The sequence below is a fragment of the Mycobacterium palustre genome (assembly GCF_002101785.1).
Classification (GTDB): Bacteria; Actinomycetota; Actinomycetes; order Mycobacteriales; family Mycobacteriaceae; genus Mycobacterium; species Mycobacterium palustre.
In genome coordinates, this window is sequence record NZ_LQPJ01000124.1 from 78,975 (window position 1) to 95,892 (window position 16,918).

Here is a 16,918-nt window from a genome sequence, read left to right on the forward strand (position 1 = left end):
CATTGGTTGATTTAAAATTCAATCATAGCTGCGGTCGACCGGGCTACGCCTAATGCCGACGCTATAGCAGCGCCGAGCCGCCAGATGGCCCGACCGCACCCTCATCAGGGCAGGCGGTGGCCAAGGCGGCCGGGCATGTGGTTGTATAGAGAACCAATTGCCGTTTGGTTCGGTAGATAGGCGGATGGAGTATGAAAGCGCTCGTCATCGGCGGGAGCGGCGCAACCGGCGTCCCGGTGCTGCAGGGACTTCTGCAACGGGGTCACGACGTGACCATGCTGCACCGCGGCGTGCACGAGCCGGCCGACCTGCCGGACGTTCCGCACATCCACGCCGACCCACACTTCGCCGAATCGATCACCGAGGCGGTGGGCGACCAGTCCTTCGACATCGTGCTGGCGATGTACGGGCGAGTCGCTGCGATCGCGGAGGTGTTCGCCGGACGGTGCGGGCAGCTGATCAGCATCGGCGGGGTGCCGGCCTACCGCGGTTGTCTGCAGCCCGAAACCGTCACGCCCTACGGCATGGCGCTCAACGCGCGTGAGGATGGCCCGCTGGCCGACGGCACCGAACCGGTGCCGCGTTTCGCCAAGCTGATCCGGTCGGCCGAGCGCGCCGTCCTGGATCGGGCGGCGTCCGGCGCGTTCCGCGGCACGGTGATCCGGTACCCCGCGATCTACGGCCCACGCAACCTGGTGCCCTGGGAATGGTCGGTGATGCGCCGTATCCGTGACGGCAGGACCCGAATGATCCTGCCCGACAACGGTTTATGGATCATCTCCCGGGCCGCTGGGCGTAACGCCGCCGAGGTCGTGCTCGGCGCCGTCGACAACCCCGACGTCGCCAACGGCCAGGCCTACAACGCCGGCGACGACGACCAATACACCGTGCGTCAGTGGGCCGAGGCGATCGCTCAGATCATGGCCGGTGAGCTTGAATTCGTCGGCATTCCCGGCGAACTCGCGGGTTCGGCGCTGATCGAGCTGTTGCCGCCGACCGGGCGGCCGCACATCCTGCTGGACACCAATAAGGCGAAGCGCGAGCTGGGCTACCGCGAGGTCATATCCGCTCGCGACGCGATGGTGGAGGCCGTAGAGTGGCTCGAGGCGCACCCGGTCACCAGCGAGGACTACCCGCTGTATCCGGCGAGGTTCGATTACCCGGCCGAGGACCGACTGATCGAGGCCTACATGCAGGCCGTCAGTTGGGTGCGAGACCAGGCCCCGGACGAGGCGCCGGACGTGCGTCACCCGATGCCCCATCCGAAGACCGTTGCCGTTGGCCGTGACCAGGACGGCCGCTGATTTCTTGCAGGAGGAACCCATGACGACCATGTGGCGTCGTTTTCAGGACATGGTCGGGATCGAGTACCCGATCATGCAGGACGGCATGGGCCCGTCGCCGACCACTTTGCTGGCCGCCGCGGTGTCAGCGGCCGGCGGGCTGGGCACCGTCAGCTGTCCTTCCATCGTGAACAGCTCAGAGCAGTTCCTCCGCGAGGGATTCCGCGCGGCGATCGAGCACGTGGCGTCCAGCACGGACCGTCCGTTTGCCGTCAACGTCCCGGTCGGCCGGACGGCCAGCGGCGAGCTCCTGCTGGTCAGCCGCATCTGCATCGACGAGGCCATCGCGGTCAAACGCGACGGCGGACGGACCGGCGACCAGCTGAGGGCCATCGTCACCTCGGCCGGCTTCGCCGGTGAGTTCGGCGCAGCCATCCGGGAATCCGGCCTGGTGCACATGGCCAAGGTCGGGTCGGTCCGGCACGCGCTCAAGGCCGCCGAGAGTGGTGCCAACGTCATCATCGCTTCGGGCTACGAAATGGGCGGGCACACGCACGCCAAAGGGGTGCACACCATGGTGCTGGCCCCGCAGGTGATCGACGCGCTTGACATCCCCGTCGTGGTATCCGGCGGGATCTGCGACGGCCGCGGGCTGGCCGCCGTGCTGGCGATGGGTGGCGCCGCCGCCGCAATGGGCACCCGGTTCATCGCCACCCAGGAGCACCAGTGGCACGCGGCGTACAAACAGCGCATCGTCGACGCGAAGGAGTGGGAGGATGTCGTTTACGGCGGCATCTACGCCCCGATCCGTGGCCTGCGCAACAAGGGTTTGGAGCTCATGGAGGACGTGCGAAAGACCATGTCTCCCGAGGACTTTCAGGTGTGGGAGGAAGAGCAGATCCGCAAGGCCCAGCGCGAGGGCGACGTGGTCGACGGCCTGATGGTGGCCGGTCAGGTGTCCGCGGCCATACACGACATCCCGACGGTCGCCGACCTGGTCGGGCGGATCGTGACCCAGGCGCGCGGACTGTTGGGCGAGGCAGGGGTGGCGCTGGGAGAACCTGCATGCCGGTAACCGAGACCGTCCACGACAGCGGTCGACTGGCGGGTGTCGCGGAACTGGTCGTTGAAAGCCCGCCCGTCAACGCCTATTCGATCGGCGACCTGGCCCAGCTGACCGAACTGTTGCGCAGCTACGAGCGTCGCGAAGAAGTCCGGGCCGTGGTGTTGCGAGCGCAGGGCAAGGGGTTTTGCGGCGGCGGTGACGTCAAAGAGGTGCAGAGCCTACCGGGATTCGACGGCATCCTCGGTCAGGCTCGAGGGTCCCAGGACACCAGCGTGGCCATTGCCGAGTGCGCGGTTCCGGTCATCGGCTGCATACACGGCTACTGCGTCGGCCTGGGGGTGCTGCTGGCCGGCACCTGCGATGTGCTGATCGGTTCCCGGGGAACACGATTCGTGCTCGCCGAGGCGGACAACGGCGCTACGACCGGCGCGGTGCAGGCGCTGGGCCTGCTGCCGGAACGCCGGCTGCGTTCGGCGATGTTCACCTGCGAGCCGTTCGACATCGCCGAGTTGCACAGTTATGGCAGCGTGTACCACGTGGAAGCGACGGTCGAGGCCGCGCTGGCCAGAACCTACGAGGTCGCGGCGACGATCGCGGCCAAAGCGCCCCGGGTGATCAGGGCCCTCAAGTTGACGCTCAACAACACCGCGGGCCGTGACTTGCGCCGGCTGTATCGGCAAGAACTGAGCTACACCTTCGAGCTGAATATGCTCGGTGACAGCAGCAAAGCCCGCCAGACCTTTCTGGACGGCACCCGCGACAGCTATATGAGCGACACCTCCGCGTCGTCCTCGTGATCGCGCTGGCGGTCGGAGTCAGTTCCCGTCGCCCATCATGCGGCCGACCAACGGCAACCACATTCGCCGCGGGGCGTGGCTACCCACCCAGGCGAAGGCGCGAACGCTTCGGCGCGGGATGACGACGCGTTTGCTCTGTGCGAGCGCCCGTAACCCGGCCTCGGCGATCTCGGCAGGCTCGGCCATCAACGCGCTCGGGGTGCGGCTCTCGGTGCCGAGCATCCCCGCCACCTCGGAGAACTCGGTTCGCACGCCGCCGGGACACAACCCGGTGACCGTCACCCCGTGGCGCCCGAGCTCCCAGTGCAGCGCTTCGGCCAGCGAGGTCACCGCCGCCTTTGTCGCGGCGTACGCCCCGAAGTTCGGCATCGGCTGGTTGCCCGCCATCGATGAGACCAGCAGAATCGCCCCTTCACCCCGCGCCACCATCGCGGGAGCGAGCGCCCGGGTGAGCAGGAAGGTTCCCTCGACGTTGGTGCGGATCAGCTCCTGGATCCGCCCGGGGTCGGCGTCGATGAACGGTCCGCCCATCCCGAACCCGGCGCATGCCAGCAGCACGTCGATCTCCAAACCGGACTGCGCCAGGTCCGCGAGCAGTCCGGCGCGGCCGTCGGGATCGCTGACATCGGCGGCGATCACCTCGATGCGCCGCCGGCCGCCGGCGGACAGCTCGCGGGCATACGCCGTCAGCCGATCACGCCGCCGCGCCACCAAGATGGCGTCATGGCCGCGCGCAATCAGGCCGCGCGCCAGTTCCGCGCCGATGCCTGAGGACGCGCCGGTGATCAGCGCCGCCGCGCCGCTTCGGGGAGATGGGATCGCCATCGTCTCGCTCAGCTCAGTAGCAGCGCGTCCGCGCCGGTGTCCGCGACGATCGATGCCGAATTGGTGAACATCTGCGCCCACATCTGATCACCCCGCTCGGTCTGCTGCAGCGTCATCGACACCGCGATCGTCAGTAGGAACGGATACAGCGAGCTCACCCGGTAGCTGTCTTGGCACTGGGCGAAGGAAAAGTCGTCGACACCGGCCGCCCGCAGTCCGTCGTGATACAGGTGCAGCAGGCGGTCCTGGTGCGCGCGGCGCTCGTCGACGCCCAGGCACGACCCCAGGTAGATCGCCACGTCAAGCAGAGGTGGCCCGAGCCGGGCGCCCTGCCAATCGATCACTAAGACCGGTGGCGCTCCGCCGAGTCGGGCGAACATCATGTTGTCCAGCCGGTAGTCGCCGTGGGCTATCACGAACGGCGGACCCCACAGCCGCCGTGCACTGCCGGCCGCGGCGGGAGCCAGCCGCTTGGCCAACTCCAGATGAGTGGGGTCGACCCGGTTGTGGAATCGAGCGACGAACGCCTCGATCAAGGGTTCGACGGCGGCGAACAACAATTCGGTGCGCGCGAGGCCGGCCCACGGCAGCTCGGCCAGGCCCGGGTCATTCCAGATCGGTGCCTGCAGCCCGGGCAGCGCTCCGATTGCCAGTTCGGCCTGTGTCAGGGTTCCGCCGCCGACCATGTCGCCGACGTCCGAGGTCGCCTGCAGATCTTCGAGCACCAGCGTGAACCGCCCGCTGTCCGGCTCGACGTCGCCCCAGTAGATGGCAGGTATCGCGGCACTGAGTCTGGGCGCAACCTGCTGATAGAAGCGAACCTCGGATTCGTAGATGCCCATCGCCGCACCCATCTGCCGCGAACTGGCATCTGCCGAGGGCAGTTTCACGATCAGCGAGGCCGGACCGGCGGCGCCACCGGCGTACCCCAACTGTGCGCGAGCAACGAACCCAGCCTGCCCCGTACCGATCACCCGGGCATCGACCGAGCCCACCGCGTCCTGCGCTCCGAGGGCGCCGCTGGTGCGCAACACCTGTGTGAACCATTGCGGCGTCAGCTCGTCGGTCGTGTCGACGATATGTGTCATCGGACTTCCTTACTGTCGGCGCCGGCCCACAGGGGTCGAACGACGTCGGGTTCGCACCGCTCGTCGACGATCCACTTCACCATTCGACGCATCGGCTCGATTCCGTCTTGTGGCAGCGACACGCTCGGGTCGGCCGCGTACCCCAGCGACACCAGGCGCTGAGCTCCGTGCAACGGAAGTTGCTCCCGCAGCTGAGCTTTGAGCGACTCGGGATAGATGCCAACGGTCTGGGTGTACGCGTTGATCCCGCGGATCGCGTCTGCCGGATCGTCGATGGGCACGATGTTGGCGACCCGGCCCGACAGCCGTCCCGAAAAATCGACCGGCTCGTCGAGCTGCGACACGATGACGGCCCCCTTGCCGCCCCGGCCGCCGATGACCCGGTACCAGTCGGGGCTGGACCGCAGCGCGTCGATCTCGGCGACGAGTTCTGGATCCGACCATTTCGCAGGCGTGCTGAGGTGCTCCGGCAACCGCTGCAGTTGTGCATAGATCGCCTCACCGAGCCGGTTGGCAAGCTCGAGCCCGTCGGGATCGGTGCCACTGGCCACGTAGACAACGCGCGCGTTGACGCACCCGAGCTGGTTGAGGGCACCGATGTCGGTGGCCGTACGCAACGCGACATCGACGAACGCCTCCTCGGACGCGAAAGCCTGCGGCCCGATGATCGTCGCGCTGCGTTTCGGATCGAGCGAGATCAGCTCGAGCCCCGGCTGGACATAGCGGAGCACATGGGTGATCGAGGCGAGCCCGCCCCAGGCGATGATCTTCTCAACGCCGGCGGGCTGGAAGAGCCGCTCCTCGAACCCGGTATCCCCACCCTTCCAGTACGCGACGGACAAATGACGGGTGATCGGGTGCGCCGGGTCGAGCTCGCGCATCGTGCGGGCGATCGCAAGCGCGGTCAGCGGATCGTTGGACGGGGTTTTGATGATCGCGTCCGAGCGCCCGACCGCGTTGCGGATGATGCTCAGCGCCGCGATCAGTGGGCTGTTGCCGGCGATGATGTGTACGGTGCGGGCGCCGAACGCCCGCACCGACGCCGTCCGGCCGTCGGCCATCACCCGAGGGACCCAGCCCTCGAGGTAGGGGATCCCGACTGTGGTCTCGGCAAGTTCGCTCACCGCGGCGGCGCTGAACAGAGCCGGCAGCTGTTCGAACGATGAGCGGACCAGCGGAGGGGTCATGTCGGAGAACTGCGCGGAGAGCTCCAGCGCCTCTTGCATGTGGGCATTACGGGGCAGCGTCAGCGCGTCACCGAGGGCCGCCAGGTAGGCGACGATCTCGCTGAACGGCAGGTCCTGAACCTCGCGCAGTCGGCTGGGGTCCGACAGCTCCAAAGAACCCAGCAGGCGATGCGGGTCCGGTGCGCGAAAGGTGGCGGTGCCGCTGCGGCCGCCGAACGTTACGAGGTCGTCGTCGATCAACTGCCCGCGGATGATCGCGGGTGCGGCGAATCCGGTCATGGTGTTGTTCATGGTGTTGTTCATGGGTGGACGGTCACGAGTTCGCCGGTGAGAAATTCCAGCGCCGCGCGGTGCGCGTCCTCAGCGGCCACGCAGGTGATTTTGTCGTCTCCGTTGTGTTTGTCGCTGTAGCGCTCGATGGTCGGCGCGGCGTGGGCGGTGGTCCGCCCACATCCGCATGGCTCGAAGCTGAGGGTGAACTCGTCGCCACTGACGAAACCGCCCCAGTAGGTGGCGGCGAGCAGATCGAATACCGCCATCCGCCCGGTGTGCTCGCCGGTCCGCGGGAACGGCGCTCCGTCGACAGGATCGAGGACAAACGGGATGATCCACGGTTCGAAGTGGTAGCGGCCGCGTTCGCACATCTTGTTGAGCGCGGTGATCTCCGACATCACGTAGCTGTGCTGGATGTGTTCCACGCCGGAGAACCGCCGGACCGTCTCCTCCCAGTCATCTGGGACGACCTGGCCCTTGGCGCCACCGCCCGTGGTGATGAGCGAATCGGAGGCGAACACGTTCTCCAGGCCGGCGTCGAGTCCGGCCTTGGAGATGTTGTACAGCACGTTCCAGGTGGCCAGCATCCAGATCCGGCGTCCGCGCATATCCCGGCTGATCTCGTTGATGAATTTCGGCAGCGATTCCGCCATCTCGCGCTGCTCGCGTTCGAACTCCTCCCGCCGCGCCCGCAACGCGGGGCTGATCTCGAGCTTGGCGAGCTCGCCGCGGGCCGCGGCGGCGCGTACCCGTCCGGCGAGATAGGCCGCGTCCGAGCTCATCCGCCCCGGGCGCAGCGCATGCAGTCGGTCCTCCGAACCGAGCAGGTGGGGAAGGGCCATGCCGGGAAAGCGGGTGATCGCGCTGCGGCCCGAGCGCCACAGCGGCCAGATCAGCTCGAACCATTCGCCGTCGTGGCGGCCCCCCACGCCGAGCGGGTCACTGTATTGGAACAGTCCGCACCGCGACGCCCGGCCCATCTGATCCCACTCGTGTGTCGAGCGCGGCAGAAACGACATCGTCCCCGTGGTGCCCGAGGAGTGCACGGCCCGCAGGGGCGTGGCCGCCTCCAGTGTGTCGAGCCAGGCATCAATCGTCTCGCACTCGGAGACGTCGACGCTGGCGAGGTCGATCGTGGTCAGCCGATCAAGCCAGCGGGTGAGTTCGGTGAACCGACTCCGCACCAGCAGCGCGGCCGGGTAGGACTTGTACACCGTATGCTGGAACAGCAGCGGGACAACGTCATTGAGCTGACCGACCGCGTCGACCTCGGCTTCGTCGGCGAGCCGGGTGAGCGTCGCAACGGTGTGACGGAGCTGGCCGAAGCGCAGCTGCAGTGCCTCCAGCTGCAGAGCAGCGAGCTCGTCGACCGGCACATGCTGCATCGCGTGCCATGAATGGCCGAAGAACTCGGCCGGGGCGTTGGCGAACTGCCGGGCGTCCGCCGCGACGGTCACGACGCGTCAGCCCGAGAGCTTGCCGCGACCGATGTCGTCGCTTGTGGTCGCTCCCGCCATGCCGCGAGCAGCGCCGCGTTCTGCCGGGGAGTGGACCCGTATGTGGTGACCTCGTCGGCGCCGGCGTCGATGAAACGCTGCAGCGACGTTACGCACTCGGAGACGGTGCCGACCGCGCTGCAGTCGGTGATCCAGCTCCACGGCAGCACCGATGCCGGCCCCAGCATCTCGTGCCGGTGGAACGTCAGGTCCGCGGCGCGGTTGAGGTTGTGGAACTGCTCGTGGTTGCGCATGCGGTTGACGGTCTCCAGATCCCAGTGGTTCGCGGTGGCCAGGACGTCGCCGTACAGCGGGTATTGGAGATAGGTCACCAGTCGCCCGGCCGATATGGACTTGGTCTCGATCTCGTCCATGTCTGGGGCGGTCACGACCGGGGCCACGATGCGGATTTCTGCGGGGTCGCGACCAATCCGCTCGCAAGCCGTCCGGATGCGCTGGACCGCGTCGGCGACGGCGTCGGGGGTCAGCATGGGCGGCAGGATCACCCCGTCGAACGCCTCGGCCGCCGCCGCCGCACCGCGTTCGTGGCAGAAGCCCGCGATCCAGATCGGCGGTTGCGGTCCCTGATAGGTCTCGGCGAAAGCCAACGCGGTGAACGAACCGAGTTGACCGGTGTAGGACACCGACTCGCCGGCCCACAGCCGGCGGGTGATCTTCGCGCTTTCCACCATTGCCTTGGTCGTGGTCACCGGGATACCCATGCCGCGGAACGCACCGGCCTCACCGCGGCCGAGCCCGAGCACGAAACGCGGACCGAAACACGAGTGCATCGTGGCGCCGAGTGCGGCCGGCATCCAGGGATGTCGCGTGGTCGGCACGATGATCCCGGTGACCAGCTCGAGGCGGGTCGTCAGCGCACCGATGCCCGCGAGGATGACGTCGGCTTCCTTCAGATCCCATCGTTCGGAGATGAAGACGCGTCGAAAGCCGATCTGCTCGGCGTCGACCCCATCCTGGATGCCCTGAGCCGGGGTCCGGCCTTCGGTCTCGCGCTCGAACTTGCTTCCATCCGAACTCACCGCGCCGGCGATGATGAAGGCGCTGAAATCGTCTGTCACAGGCGGGAGTTCGACGCTGCCGAGCTGTCCCTTATCTGCGGTAACGGTCATCGGTCCGGACTCCTCGCTGAGTATTGAACGTATTTCCGTACCTCGTACGGAGTTTCTGTCTCGGACCGTACTGTGTACGGTGTGGGAGTGTCAAGAGAGTCGACGACCCTGCCCGCGAAGCGAGGGCCACGTCCCCGGCTCACCCGCGACGAGGTCCTGTCGGCGGCGCTGCGGGTCATCGACTCGGTCCCGCCTAGCGCCTTCACGATGCGTCGGGTCGCCGATGATCTCGGCGTCGGGGTCATGACCTTGTACGGATACGTACGCAGCAAAGAAGAAATTCTGGAAGGCCTTGTCGCGCAGCTCATGTCAGACCCCCTTCCCACCGCGGGGACGGCGCCGATCTGGGATGAGTGCCTGCGGGCCGAGGCGCGCCATCTGCACGGTGTCGGCCGCCGCCACCCGAACCTGGTGATCCTCGTGCTGGGTCAGCACTCGGCGACCCCCGGCTTGTTTCGTCTGCGTGAGCGGATGCTGACCGCCCTGCTGGACGCCGGCTTTACCGAGGTGACCGCGCTGCACGCCCTTGGCGTGCTGTGTAACTACGCGCTCGGCTTCGCGGGAGCGCAGGCGGCGGCGGCGCCGATCGACTTGCCGGAACGCATCCGAGAGCTGCCCGAGACCGAGTTTCCCAGCCTGTCCGGCCTGGCAACGGACTACGCCATCCACCTGGACGACGAGGCCTTCACCTTCGGTCTTGAACTGCTGATGGCCGGTTTGCAGGCGGAACTCGCCAAGGACGGATGACGCTGAGCGGCGGTCGACGGCGCTGAGGCGCGGCCACTGCCGTCCGCGCGGCGCGCGGAGCGAGTTCGACCGGAGTGCCATCGCCGACCCGACGCTAGATCCGGAATCGCGCGCGCCGTCGGGGCATCGACGATCAGCCTCGGCCCACGACCTCGGGTTCCAGCCGAATCGGCAGCGCCTCGGCGTAGCCGCTCAGCACCCGTGGTCCCGGCGTGAATGTTGCCGGCATCGCGAGGTAGCCGTTGACCAGCGGAATCGTCGGATAGTGCCGGACCCGGTCCCGATCGATGCGGTAGTCCGGCAACCGGCGCAACACCTCCTCGAGGAGGATGGCGATCTCCACAGGAGCCAAAAACGCACCGAGGCAGCGGTGCATGCCGAACCCGAATGCCAGGTGTGTGCTGCCACGGTCGCGGTCGAAATTGATCCGCTCGGGATCGGTGAAGGTGGCGGGATCGGCATTCGCCGAACCAAGTGCGAGCCATACCCGGTCGCCCGGTTCGAGGTGCTGGTCGTTGATGTCGACCGGGCGGGCGACCGTGCGGGCGACTCCGGGGCCGGGCGTGAAATAGCGCAGCATCTCGTCGATCGCGGCGGGAATCAGCCCGGGGTCCGCTTGTAACCTAGCCCGCTGGTCGGGGTGCTCGTCCAAGTAGAGGAACATGCTGGCGATCAGCGCAGTGGAGGTGTCAACGCCCCCGTTGAGCAACATGAACACCATCTCGGTGACCGTTTCGTCGTCGATGGGCACGCCCTCGACCTCGGCATTGAGCAGCGCCTCGGTGAGATTGGTCGGCGGGGTGTGCGCCGTCGCGCGTCGCGCCTTGACGGTGGCGCGCAGGTCGTCCAGCAGCCCGGCGAGGTCGCGCGCAGAGCCCGGCTCACGGTAGACGGCCTTGTGCAGGATCGTCGCGTAGTCACTCCATTTCTCCAGCGACAAGCCGAAGTAGTCGAGCGAGACCATCGCGGGCAGCGGGTTGGCGATGTCGTCGACGAAATCGAGCTCACCGGCCTCGACCACGCGGTCGACGATCCAGGACACGATCTCCTGCATGCGGGGCCGGTAGTGCTCCACGGCCTTGCGTGACAGCCACGGTGCCAGCACTTGCCGATAGGCCTGTGACTGCGGAGGATCCATCTCCATCATGCCCATCCGCACCGGGTTGGTCGGCACGGTCACCCCGCCCTTGACGACGGTGTCACCAAATGTCAGGTCGCGCCCGCAGACGAAAGTGTCGGACTCCCGCAACACCCGCTTGGCATCGTCGTAGCGGGTGAGGACATAAAAGCCCCCGTGCTGGTCGCTGTGCGCCACCGGGCATTCGTTGCGCATGCTGGCGTAAATCTCTCGCCAGTTCTGCGCAAAATCCTCGGAATGGTGGTCGAACTGCGTCATGGTGATCTCCGGTTATCGACAGGGCCTCTTCGTCCGGCGCCATTGGGATGGACGATACCGATCAGCGTTTGGTAAAACAACATTGCCCTGCCTGCCGAGCGGCTTCGGAGTGAGCATGGGCGCCTTTTACTACCATTCATACGTCGTTTGGTAACTCCGTCGCGATTGGAGCGAAATTGGCCTTCTTCGCCACCGACTGGGTGGATTACCATGCGCAGCACCGCCCGGATGCGCTCGCGCTCGGCTGCGCCGAAGACGGAATCCGAACGACGTGGGCTGAACTCGAGCAACGGGTGGCAGGTCTTGCCGCCACGCTGCGCGGACTCGGCGCCGGTCACGGTGACCGGGTTGCGCTGATCGCCGAGAATCATCCCCGGGTGTTCGAGGTGCAATTCGCGTGCATGCGCCTCGGGGCGCTGTTCGTCCCACTCAACTGGCGCCTGCATACCGCTGAGATCCAAGAGATATGTCTGGACGCTCAGCCACGCATCATTGTTTACGACGGTGTCTGGGCAGAGGTCGCTCTCGAGGTCGCCACCAAGGCAGGGATCCCGCGTCAGCTCTCCTGGGATTGCCCGCAAGGCCCGATCGACTATGAAGATGCGATCTGGACAGCCAGGCCGTTGCGGGCGACGGGTGAGATCACGATGGATGACCCGACCCACATCCTCTATACGTCGGGCACCACGGGAAAGCCGAAGGGTGCCATCTCGACCAACTCGACTTTGGTGTGGCAGGCCCTCAGCGCCGCGCACACCACCGGCTTCTCACAACCCGGCTGCCACCATCTCAACCCGATGCCGTTGTTCCACGCCGGGGGACTGAACGTGATGGCCAATTCGATTCTTTACTTCGGCGGGGCAGTGACGACGATGGCGCGCTTCGACCCCGAGCAGGTGCTGCAGCAGATGCTGAGCCGGCAGCCGCCGATCACGCATTTCGCCGCGATTCCACTGATGTACCAGCGCATCGCCGACCTGCCCGGCTTCTCGAGTGCGAACCTGTCGCACCTTCGGCACGGGGTGATCGCCGGGGCGGTCGCCGGACCGGAGTTGCTACAGCGGTGGGCCGACCACGGTTTTCCGCTTCAGCCTCAGTACGGCGGCACCGAGATGGGGCCGATGGCAACGGTTTTGGACAACGAAAGGGCGAACATCGGCGTCGCCAAGAAGGGGTCGACGGGCCGCGCGGCACCACACACCCAGATCAGGTTGGTCGATTCCGCCGGCCGTGACGTCGAAACCGGGGTGACGGGTGAAATCTGGTTGCGCGGTCCGAGCATCACCGTCGGCTACTGGGGGCAGGACAAGGCCGCATACTTCACCGAGGACGGCTGGTTCAAGACGGGCGACGCCGCCTACCGCGACGTCGACGGCTTCTACTACCCGTCGGGACGCACCAAGGAGATGTTCAAATCAGGCGGCGAGAACGTCTACCCGGCCGAGGTCGAGCAGGTGCTCGCTCTGCATCCGCACGTCGGTGACGTCGCCGTTGTCGGCGTCACCGACGCGACGTGGGGCGAAGTCGGGCTGGCGGTCGTGGTACCGGCCCCGGGCACGGCAGTGACCCTCGACGAGCTCAACGCCTTTGCCGCGCAGCGGTTGGCGCGCTACAAGCTGCCCAAGCGACTGTCGGTGGTGGATCAGTTGCCACGCAACGTGACCGGCAAGGTGTCCAGGGCGCAGCTCAAGTTGGACTACGGCAGCAATTAAGAGTCGCCCGGCCGCTCCGGCGGTCGTGCCGACGGCCGACATCAGGTCGCGTGCTGTGCCAGTCGTGCGTTGTCCGACGTGCGTGTTCTCCCTTTGCGCAGGTCGCGCAGCAGGGTGCGGGCAGCTTGCTGACCGGGCAGGCCGGATACCGAGGGCCCCGGGTGGGTGCCGCCGCCGCTGAGATATAGGCCCGGCACCGGTGTCCGGTAGCCCCCGAAACCCCACGCCGGCCGGAATGGGCCGAGGTGCATCATCGTCATGTCGACGTGGTAGACGTTGCCGGTGGGCACGCTGGTTCGCGCCATCATCTCCGGTGGTGACTCGACCCAGCGAGCGACCTCCAAAGACTCGAAGCCGTCCAGGTAACTCATTGCGTGTTCGACCAGAGCCTTCTCCGTGGCGGCCTTCATGTCGTCCCACCCTTCGGCGGGTTCCAACGGCACCCATCCCGACCACAGGCTCAGACAGTCTTGGCCGGCGGGCGCCAGGGTTGAGTCCATCGCGGTGTTGATCATGCTCGCGTAAGGCAGTGGGTCGGGCAGTCGGCCGCTACCCGCGTCGGTGATCGCCCGGCAGATATCGTCGATGCTTCCCACGACGTGGGTGGGCGTCCGTAGATCGAGTCCGTCGGTGCGCGCGGCGTTGTGCCGCTTCAACTGCAGCTTGCCGCGAAAAGCGACCTGAATCTTGAAGTGTGCGCAGTTGCCGCTACGCGTCGGTATGTGTGAAGCGCGCGCGGCCATGCGTTCTGACAATGCACCGTCCGGTAGCCATTTGTTCAACACCTGCGTCGGCTCGGTCGCCGTCAGCACGGTGCGGGCGCGCAGCTCCGCACCCGTGGTCAGCCGCACGCCGGCGATGTGACCGCCGTCGAGCAGCAGTTCTTGGACGCGGGCAGACGTCTGGACCCGGCCGCCGGCCGCGACCAGTGAGCGTTCCAGCGCTCGTGGCAGCATGCCCATCCCGCCCCGCGGACGTGCCATGCCGACACGCATGATCAGCGGGACGATCAGCAAGTTGATCCCGGTGTGCTCCATGGTGATCGGCGAACCGAAGTTAGCGAGCTGAGCCAGGCCGCTTTGCACTAGCGGATGTTCGAACCGCTCCTGAATCGCCTGGGCGGCCGAAACGGTGGCCAACGAGGCGAGGGTGGGGATACCGCGTGGGCGGCGCAGCTTGCTCGCGGCGCGCAGCACGCTGCCCAGATCGGGTCGCGTCGGATTGGTCGCCATCAGTTCGATCGCGGCATCCGATATCGGCATCAGCTGCTCGATGAGCTGTTCGAAAGTCCGGGCGTCGCGCCGGGAGAAATGTGCTACCTCTGCCACGGTGCGGTCGACGTCGCGCCAGAACGCGAGCGACCCGCCGTCGGGGGCGAGCGCTACGTACGGGGGATCGACGTCGATCTCGTGGTAGCCGTACCGGGCGAGCTCGAGATCCCTGGGAACCGTCGAGGCTCGAAGCGATATGACGTCGTCTGCGCAGGGGCTGAACCAGTGCTCGGGCGCTTCGGGGATCAGGATCTCCGTGGTCGTACAGCCCCCGAGCACATCGCGGCTTTCCAGCACCAGGACGTCCAGCCCGGCTCGAGCGAGATAGCACGCGGCTACCAGCCCATTGTGGCCGCCGCCGACAACGAGGACATCCGCGACGCGCTCTGTGGACAAGGGTCCGCTCACTGACTGTCTCCTCACCACGATGTGTTCGAGCAGCGTGTTGGGAGCTGAGGTTATCAAACAACGTTAGGCTGCTCAATGCCGTTTGGTGGAGGAAGTGTTACGGACGCCGGCCGATACTTTCGGAGTAAACCAATCAGTGTTAGCTTTACACGCTGTGAGTGCGGTCACCTGGCGCTACCAGCCGGGCCGCATCGACTGCCTGCTACCTCACTCGAGAAAGAGAAGGCGAGAACTATGGTCGCGATGACGATCAACGGGAACAAAGTCCACGCGCAGGCAACCTTTGACGTGATCAATCCCGCGACGGGCGACGTGGTGGGTCAAGCGCCGGAGTGCTCCGTCGAGCAACTCAATGACACGCTGGAAAGTGCGCAAGCCGCCGGGCGGTCGTGGCGGCTGGAAGAAGCCGAGCGACGCAAAGCGCTACTGCGGCTGGCGGACGCGATCGCCGCTGCCCACAGCGAACTCGCGACCACGCTGACAGCGGAGACGGGCAAGCCCGCCCCGCTGTCCGCCAGTGAGGTGCAGATCTGCGTCGCGTGGTTGCAGGTTTTCGCCCAGATGGAAATCCCGCGGCGGATCCTGCAGGACGACAGCAGCGCGCTCATCGAAGTCGCGCAGCGGCCCATCGGTGTTGTCGGCGCGATCACGCCGTGGAATTTCCCGCTGGGGCTAGCGATGTGGAAGATCGCGCCGGCGCTGTTGGCCGGCAACACCGTCGTCGTCAAGCCCTCGCCCTTCACCCCGATGGCAACCCTGCTGCTGGGCGAGATCATGGGCGAGGTATTGCCGCCCGGCGTGCTGAACGTGATCTCGGGTGGAGACGATTTGGGACGGGCGCTGGTAGCGCATCCGATTCCCCGCAAAATCACCTTCACCGGTTCGATCGCCGGCGGCAAGAATGTCGCCGTGGCGGCCGGCGCCGACCTCAAGCGGCTGACATTGGAACTCGGCGGCAACGACGCTGCAATCCTGTTGCCTGGCGCCGATCTGGCTTCGGTGATCCCGGCGCTGCTCGGCGTGGCTTTCTTCAATACCGGCCAGGCGTGCGCCCTGCCCAAGCGGATCTACGTGCCGGACGGGGTGTACGCCGAGGCGATCGAGGCCTTCGGAGCCGCAGCATCGGCGATCGCGGTCGGTGACCCGACCGATCCGGCCACGCAAATGGGTCCGCTGTCCACCCGACCGCAGTTCGAACGCGTCAAAGGCCTGGTGCAGGACGCCGTGGCCAACGGTGCCCGGGTCGTCGCCGGTGGTGACGCGATCGACGGGCCGGGCTACTACTTCAAGCCCACCATCCTCGCCGATGTCGCCGAGGGTGTCGCGGTCGTCGATGAGGAGCAGTTCGGTCCGGTGCTGCCGATCCTGCGCTATTCGCGGGTGGACGAAGCGGTCGAGCGGGCCAACGCGACGATGTACGGCCTGTGCGGTTCGGTGTGGGGCTCCGATGAAGTGGCTGCCCGTGAGGTGGCCGAACGCCTCGAGTGCGGTACAGCCTTCGTCAACACCCACGCGGCGCTGCTGCCGACGGTGCCGTTCGGTGGCGCCAAATGGAGCGGCATCGGTGTGGAGAACGGGGTCGACGGGCTGCTGGCGTTCACCGAGCCTCAAGTGGTGCATACCGCACGAGCCTGACGTCACGTCGGACGTGTCACGAAACCTGTTGAGCAACCGCATGGAAGGACATGCTCGATGACCCGAAGTTCCTCGCCGCCCTCACGTGGCGACGTTCAGGTTGACTCGCTCGCTGATGCCCGCGCGTTCACACTCAGCGACGAGGAGGTCGCGCAACTGCTGGCAGAGCAATTCGAGTGCACCTTCTGCTGGACGAACCGCGCTGGCGACCCGGTCGCGCTGACTGAGGCTTTCATTCACGCTGAAGGCGCAATCTGGTTGTGCGCCGAGGAATCCCGGGTTCGCGTCAAAGCGATCATGCGCGATCCCCGCTCGTGCGTGGTCATCTCTTCGATGGGCACCTCGATGGGTCATTCAAAGTCGGTTTCCTTCAAGGGAATTAGCGAGGTCGTCCGGGAACGCCAACGCATTCTGTGGTTCCTGGCCGAGATCGCCCGCCGCTACGACCCGCACGACGAGCAGGCGCAGCAGGCCCATGCTCGCGCAGCCGATCACCCGGGGCGCGTCGTGATCAAGTTCGTGCCCACCGTGCGGACGAATGCCTTCGATGGCCATCGGGCACGTAGGAGAAGGGCGGGCTGACGAAACATGCATTGTTCGTACA

14 protein-coding genes are annotated in these 16,918 nt (G+C 66.5%); 7 read left to right on the forward strand and 7 right to left on the reverse strand.

Going from position 1 to position 16,918, the window contains the following annotated elements; all coding sequences use genetic code 11:
* Positions 1-191 precede the first annotated feature (191 nt).
* From AWC19_RS20675 to AWC19_RS20685, 3 genes are read left to right on the forward strand one after another with little or no spacing between them, the layout of a single operon-like run.
* Complete coding sequence (locus tag AWC19_RS20675; protein WP_014711242.1) at positions 192-1,304, forward strand: Rossmann-fold NAD(P)-binding domain-containing protein; 1,113 nt, start codon at positions 192-194, stop codon at positions 1,302-1,304.
* Positions 1,305-1,323: 19 nt separating this feature from the next.
* A complete protein-coding gene (locus AWC19_RS20680) occupies positions 1,324-2,358 on the forward strand; it encodes an NAD(P)H-dependent flavin oxidoreductase (protein WP_085079910.1) in 1,035 nt (344 codons plus the stop codon).
* The gene (locus tag AWC19_RS20685) at positions 2,349-3,146 is read left to right on the forward strand and encodes an enoyl-CoA hydratase-related protein (protein ID WP_014711244.1); all 798 of its coding nucleotides are present in this window, start codon (positions 2,349-2,351) and stop codon (positions 3,144-3,146) included. Before AWC19_RS20680 ends, AWC19_RS20685 begins: the two co-directional genes overlap by 10 nt.
* Positions 3,147-3,164: 18 nt before the next feature.
* Here the strand turns inward: AWC19_RS20685 and AWC19_RS20690 are convergent, their stop codons facing one another.
* From AWC19_RS20690 to AWC19_RS20710, 5 genes are read right to left on the reverse strand one after another with little or no spacing between them, the layout of a single operon-like run.
* Complete coding sequence (locus tag AWC19_RS20690; RefSeq protein WP_014711245.1) at positions 3,165-3,971, reverse strand: SDR family NAD(P)-dependent oxidoreductase; 807 nt, start codon at positions 3,969-3,971, stop codon at positions 3,165-3,167.
* Positions 3,972-3,979: 8 nt separating this feature from the next.
* Entirely contained in the window at positions 3,980-5,059 is a 1,080-nt protein-coding gene (locus AWC19_RS20695) for a phosphotransferase (protein WP_014711246.1), read from the reverse strand.
* Complete coding sequence (locus tag AWC19_RS20700; protein WP_245849191.1) at positions 5,056-6,549, reverse strand: acyl-CoA reductase; 1,494 nt, start codon at positions 6,547-6,549, stop codon at positions 5,056-5,058. Before AWC19_RS20700 ends, AWC19_RS20695 begins: the two co-directional genes overlap by 4 nt.
* Entirely contained in the window at positions 6,546-7,976 is a 1,431-nt protein-coding gene (locus AWC19_RS20705; protein ID WP_014711248.1) for a hypothetical protein, read from the reverse strand. Before AWC19_RS20705 ends, AWC19_RS20700 begins: the two co-directional genes overlap by 4 nt.
* A complete protein-coding gene (locus tag AWC19_RS20710) occupies positions 7,973-9,145 on the reverse strand; it encodes a TIGR03857 family LLM class F420-dependent oxidoreductase (protein WP_014711249.1) in 1,173 nt (390 codons plus the stop codon). The genes AWC19_RS20705 and AWC19_RS20710 overlap by 4 nt, the downstream gene beginning before the upstream one ends.
* 87 nt (positions 9,146-9,232) lie before the next feature.
* Here AWC19_RS20710 and AWC19_RS20715 point away from each other — a divergent pair, with 87 nt between their 5' ends.
* Entirely contained in the window at positions 9,233-9,892 is a 660-nt protein-coding gene (locus tag AWC19_RS20715) for a TetR/AcrR family transcriptional regulator (RefSeq protein ID WP_281255296.1), read from the forward strand.
* A 133-nt stretch (positions 9,893-10,025) separates the two neighbouring features.
* Here AWC19_RS20715 and AWC19_RS20720 read toward each other — a convergent pair whose 3' ends face one another.
* Positions 10,026-11,288: a cytochrome P450 gene (locus tag AWC19_RS20720; RefSeq protein WP_085079852.1), complete on the reverse strand. Its 1,263-nt coding sequence runs from the start codon at positions 11,286-11,288 to the stop codon at positions 10,026-10,028.
* Between the two features lie 176 nt (positions 11,289-11,464).
* Here AWC19_RS20720 and AWC19_RS20725 point away from each other — a divergent pair, with 176 nt between their 5' ends.
* Positions 11,465-13,000, forward strand: a complete 1,536-nt coding sequence (locus AWC19_RS20725; protein WP_085079853.1) for an AMP-binding protein — start codon at positions 11,465-11,467, stop codon at positions 12,998-13,000.
* A gap of 41 nt (positions 13,001-13,041) precedes the next feature.
* Here AWC19_RS20725 and AWC19_RS20730 read toward each other — a convergent pair whose 3' ends face one another.
* A complete protein-coding gene (locus AWC19_RS20730) occupies positions 13,042-14,679 on the reverse strand; it encodes a phytoene desaturase family protein (protein ID WP_085079855.1) in 1,638 nt (545 codons plus the stop codon).
* Positions 14,680-14,913: 234 nt separating this feature from the next.
* Here AWC19_RS20730 and AWC19_RS20735 point away from each other — a divergent pair, with 234 nt between their 5' ends.
* Together AWC19_RS20735 and AWC19_RS20740 are read left to right on the forward strand one after the other, a co-directional pair.
* Entirely contained in the window at positions 14,914-16,314 is a 1,401-nt protein-coding gene (locus AWC19_RS20735) for an aldehyde dehydrogenase family protein (RefSeq protein WP_085079856.1), read from the forward strand.
* A 57-nt stretch (positions 16,315-16,371) separates the two neighbouring features.
* On the forward strand, positions 16,372-16,896 hold the full coding sequence (locus AWC19_RS20740; protein ID WP_085079857.1) for a pyridoxamine 5'-phosphate oxidase family protein: 525 nt from the start codon (positions 16,372-16,374) through the stop codon (positions 16,894-16,896).
* The last annotated feature ends 22 nt before the right edge of the window (positions 16,897-16,918 follow it).

Coding starts and splice junctions, on each gene's coding strand:
- AWC19_RS20675 (WP_014711242.1), top strand. CDS start 192: ATGAAAGCGCTCGTCATCGGCGGGAGCGGCGCAACCGGCGTCCCGGTG.
- AWC19_RS20680 (WP_085079910.1), top strand. CDS start 1,324: ATGACGACCATGTGGCGTCGTTTTCAGGACATGGTCGGGATCGAGTAC.
- AWC19_RS20685 (WP_014711244.1), top strand. CDS start 2,349: ATGCCGGTAACCGAGACCGTCCACGACAGCGGTCGACTGGCGGGTGTC.
- AWC19_RS20690 (WP_014711245.1), bottom strand. CDS start 3,971: ATGGCGATCCCATCTCCCCGAAGCGGCGCGGCGGCGCTGATCACCGGC.
- AWC19_RS20695 (WP_014711246.1), bottom strand. CDS start 5,059: ATGACACATATCGTCGACACGACCGACGAGCTGACGCCGCAATGGTTC.
- AWC19_RS20700 (WP_245849191.1), bottom strand. CDS start 6,549: ATGAACAACACCATGAACAACACCATGACCGGATTCGCCGCACCCGCG.
- AWC19_RS20710 (WP_014711249.1), bottom strand. CDS start 9,145: ATGACCGTTACCGCAGATAAGGGACAGCTCGGCAGCGTCGAACTCCCG.
- AWC19_RS20720 (WP_085079852.1), bottom strand. CDS start 11,288: ATGACGCAGTTCGACCACCATTCCGAGGATTTTGCGCAGAACTGGCGA.
- AWC19_RS20735 (WP_085079856.1), top strand. CDS start 14,914: ATGGTCGCGATGACGATCAACGGGAACAAAGTCCACGCGCAGGCAACC.
- AWC19_RS20740 (WP_085079857.1), top strand. CDS start 16,372: ATGACCCGAAGTTCCTCGCCGCCCTCACGTGGCGACGTTCAGGTTGAC.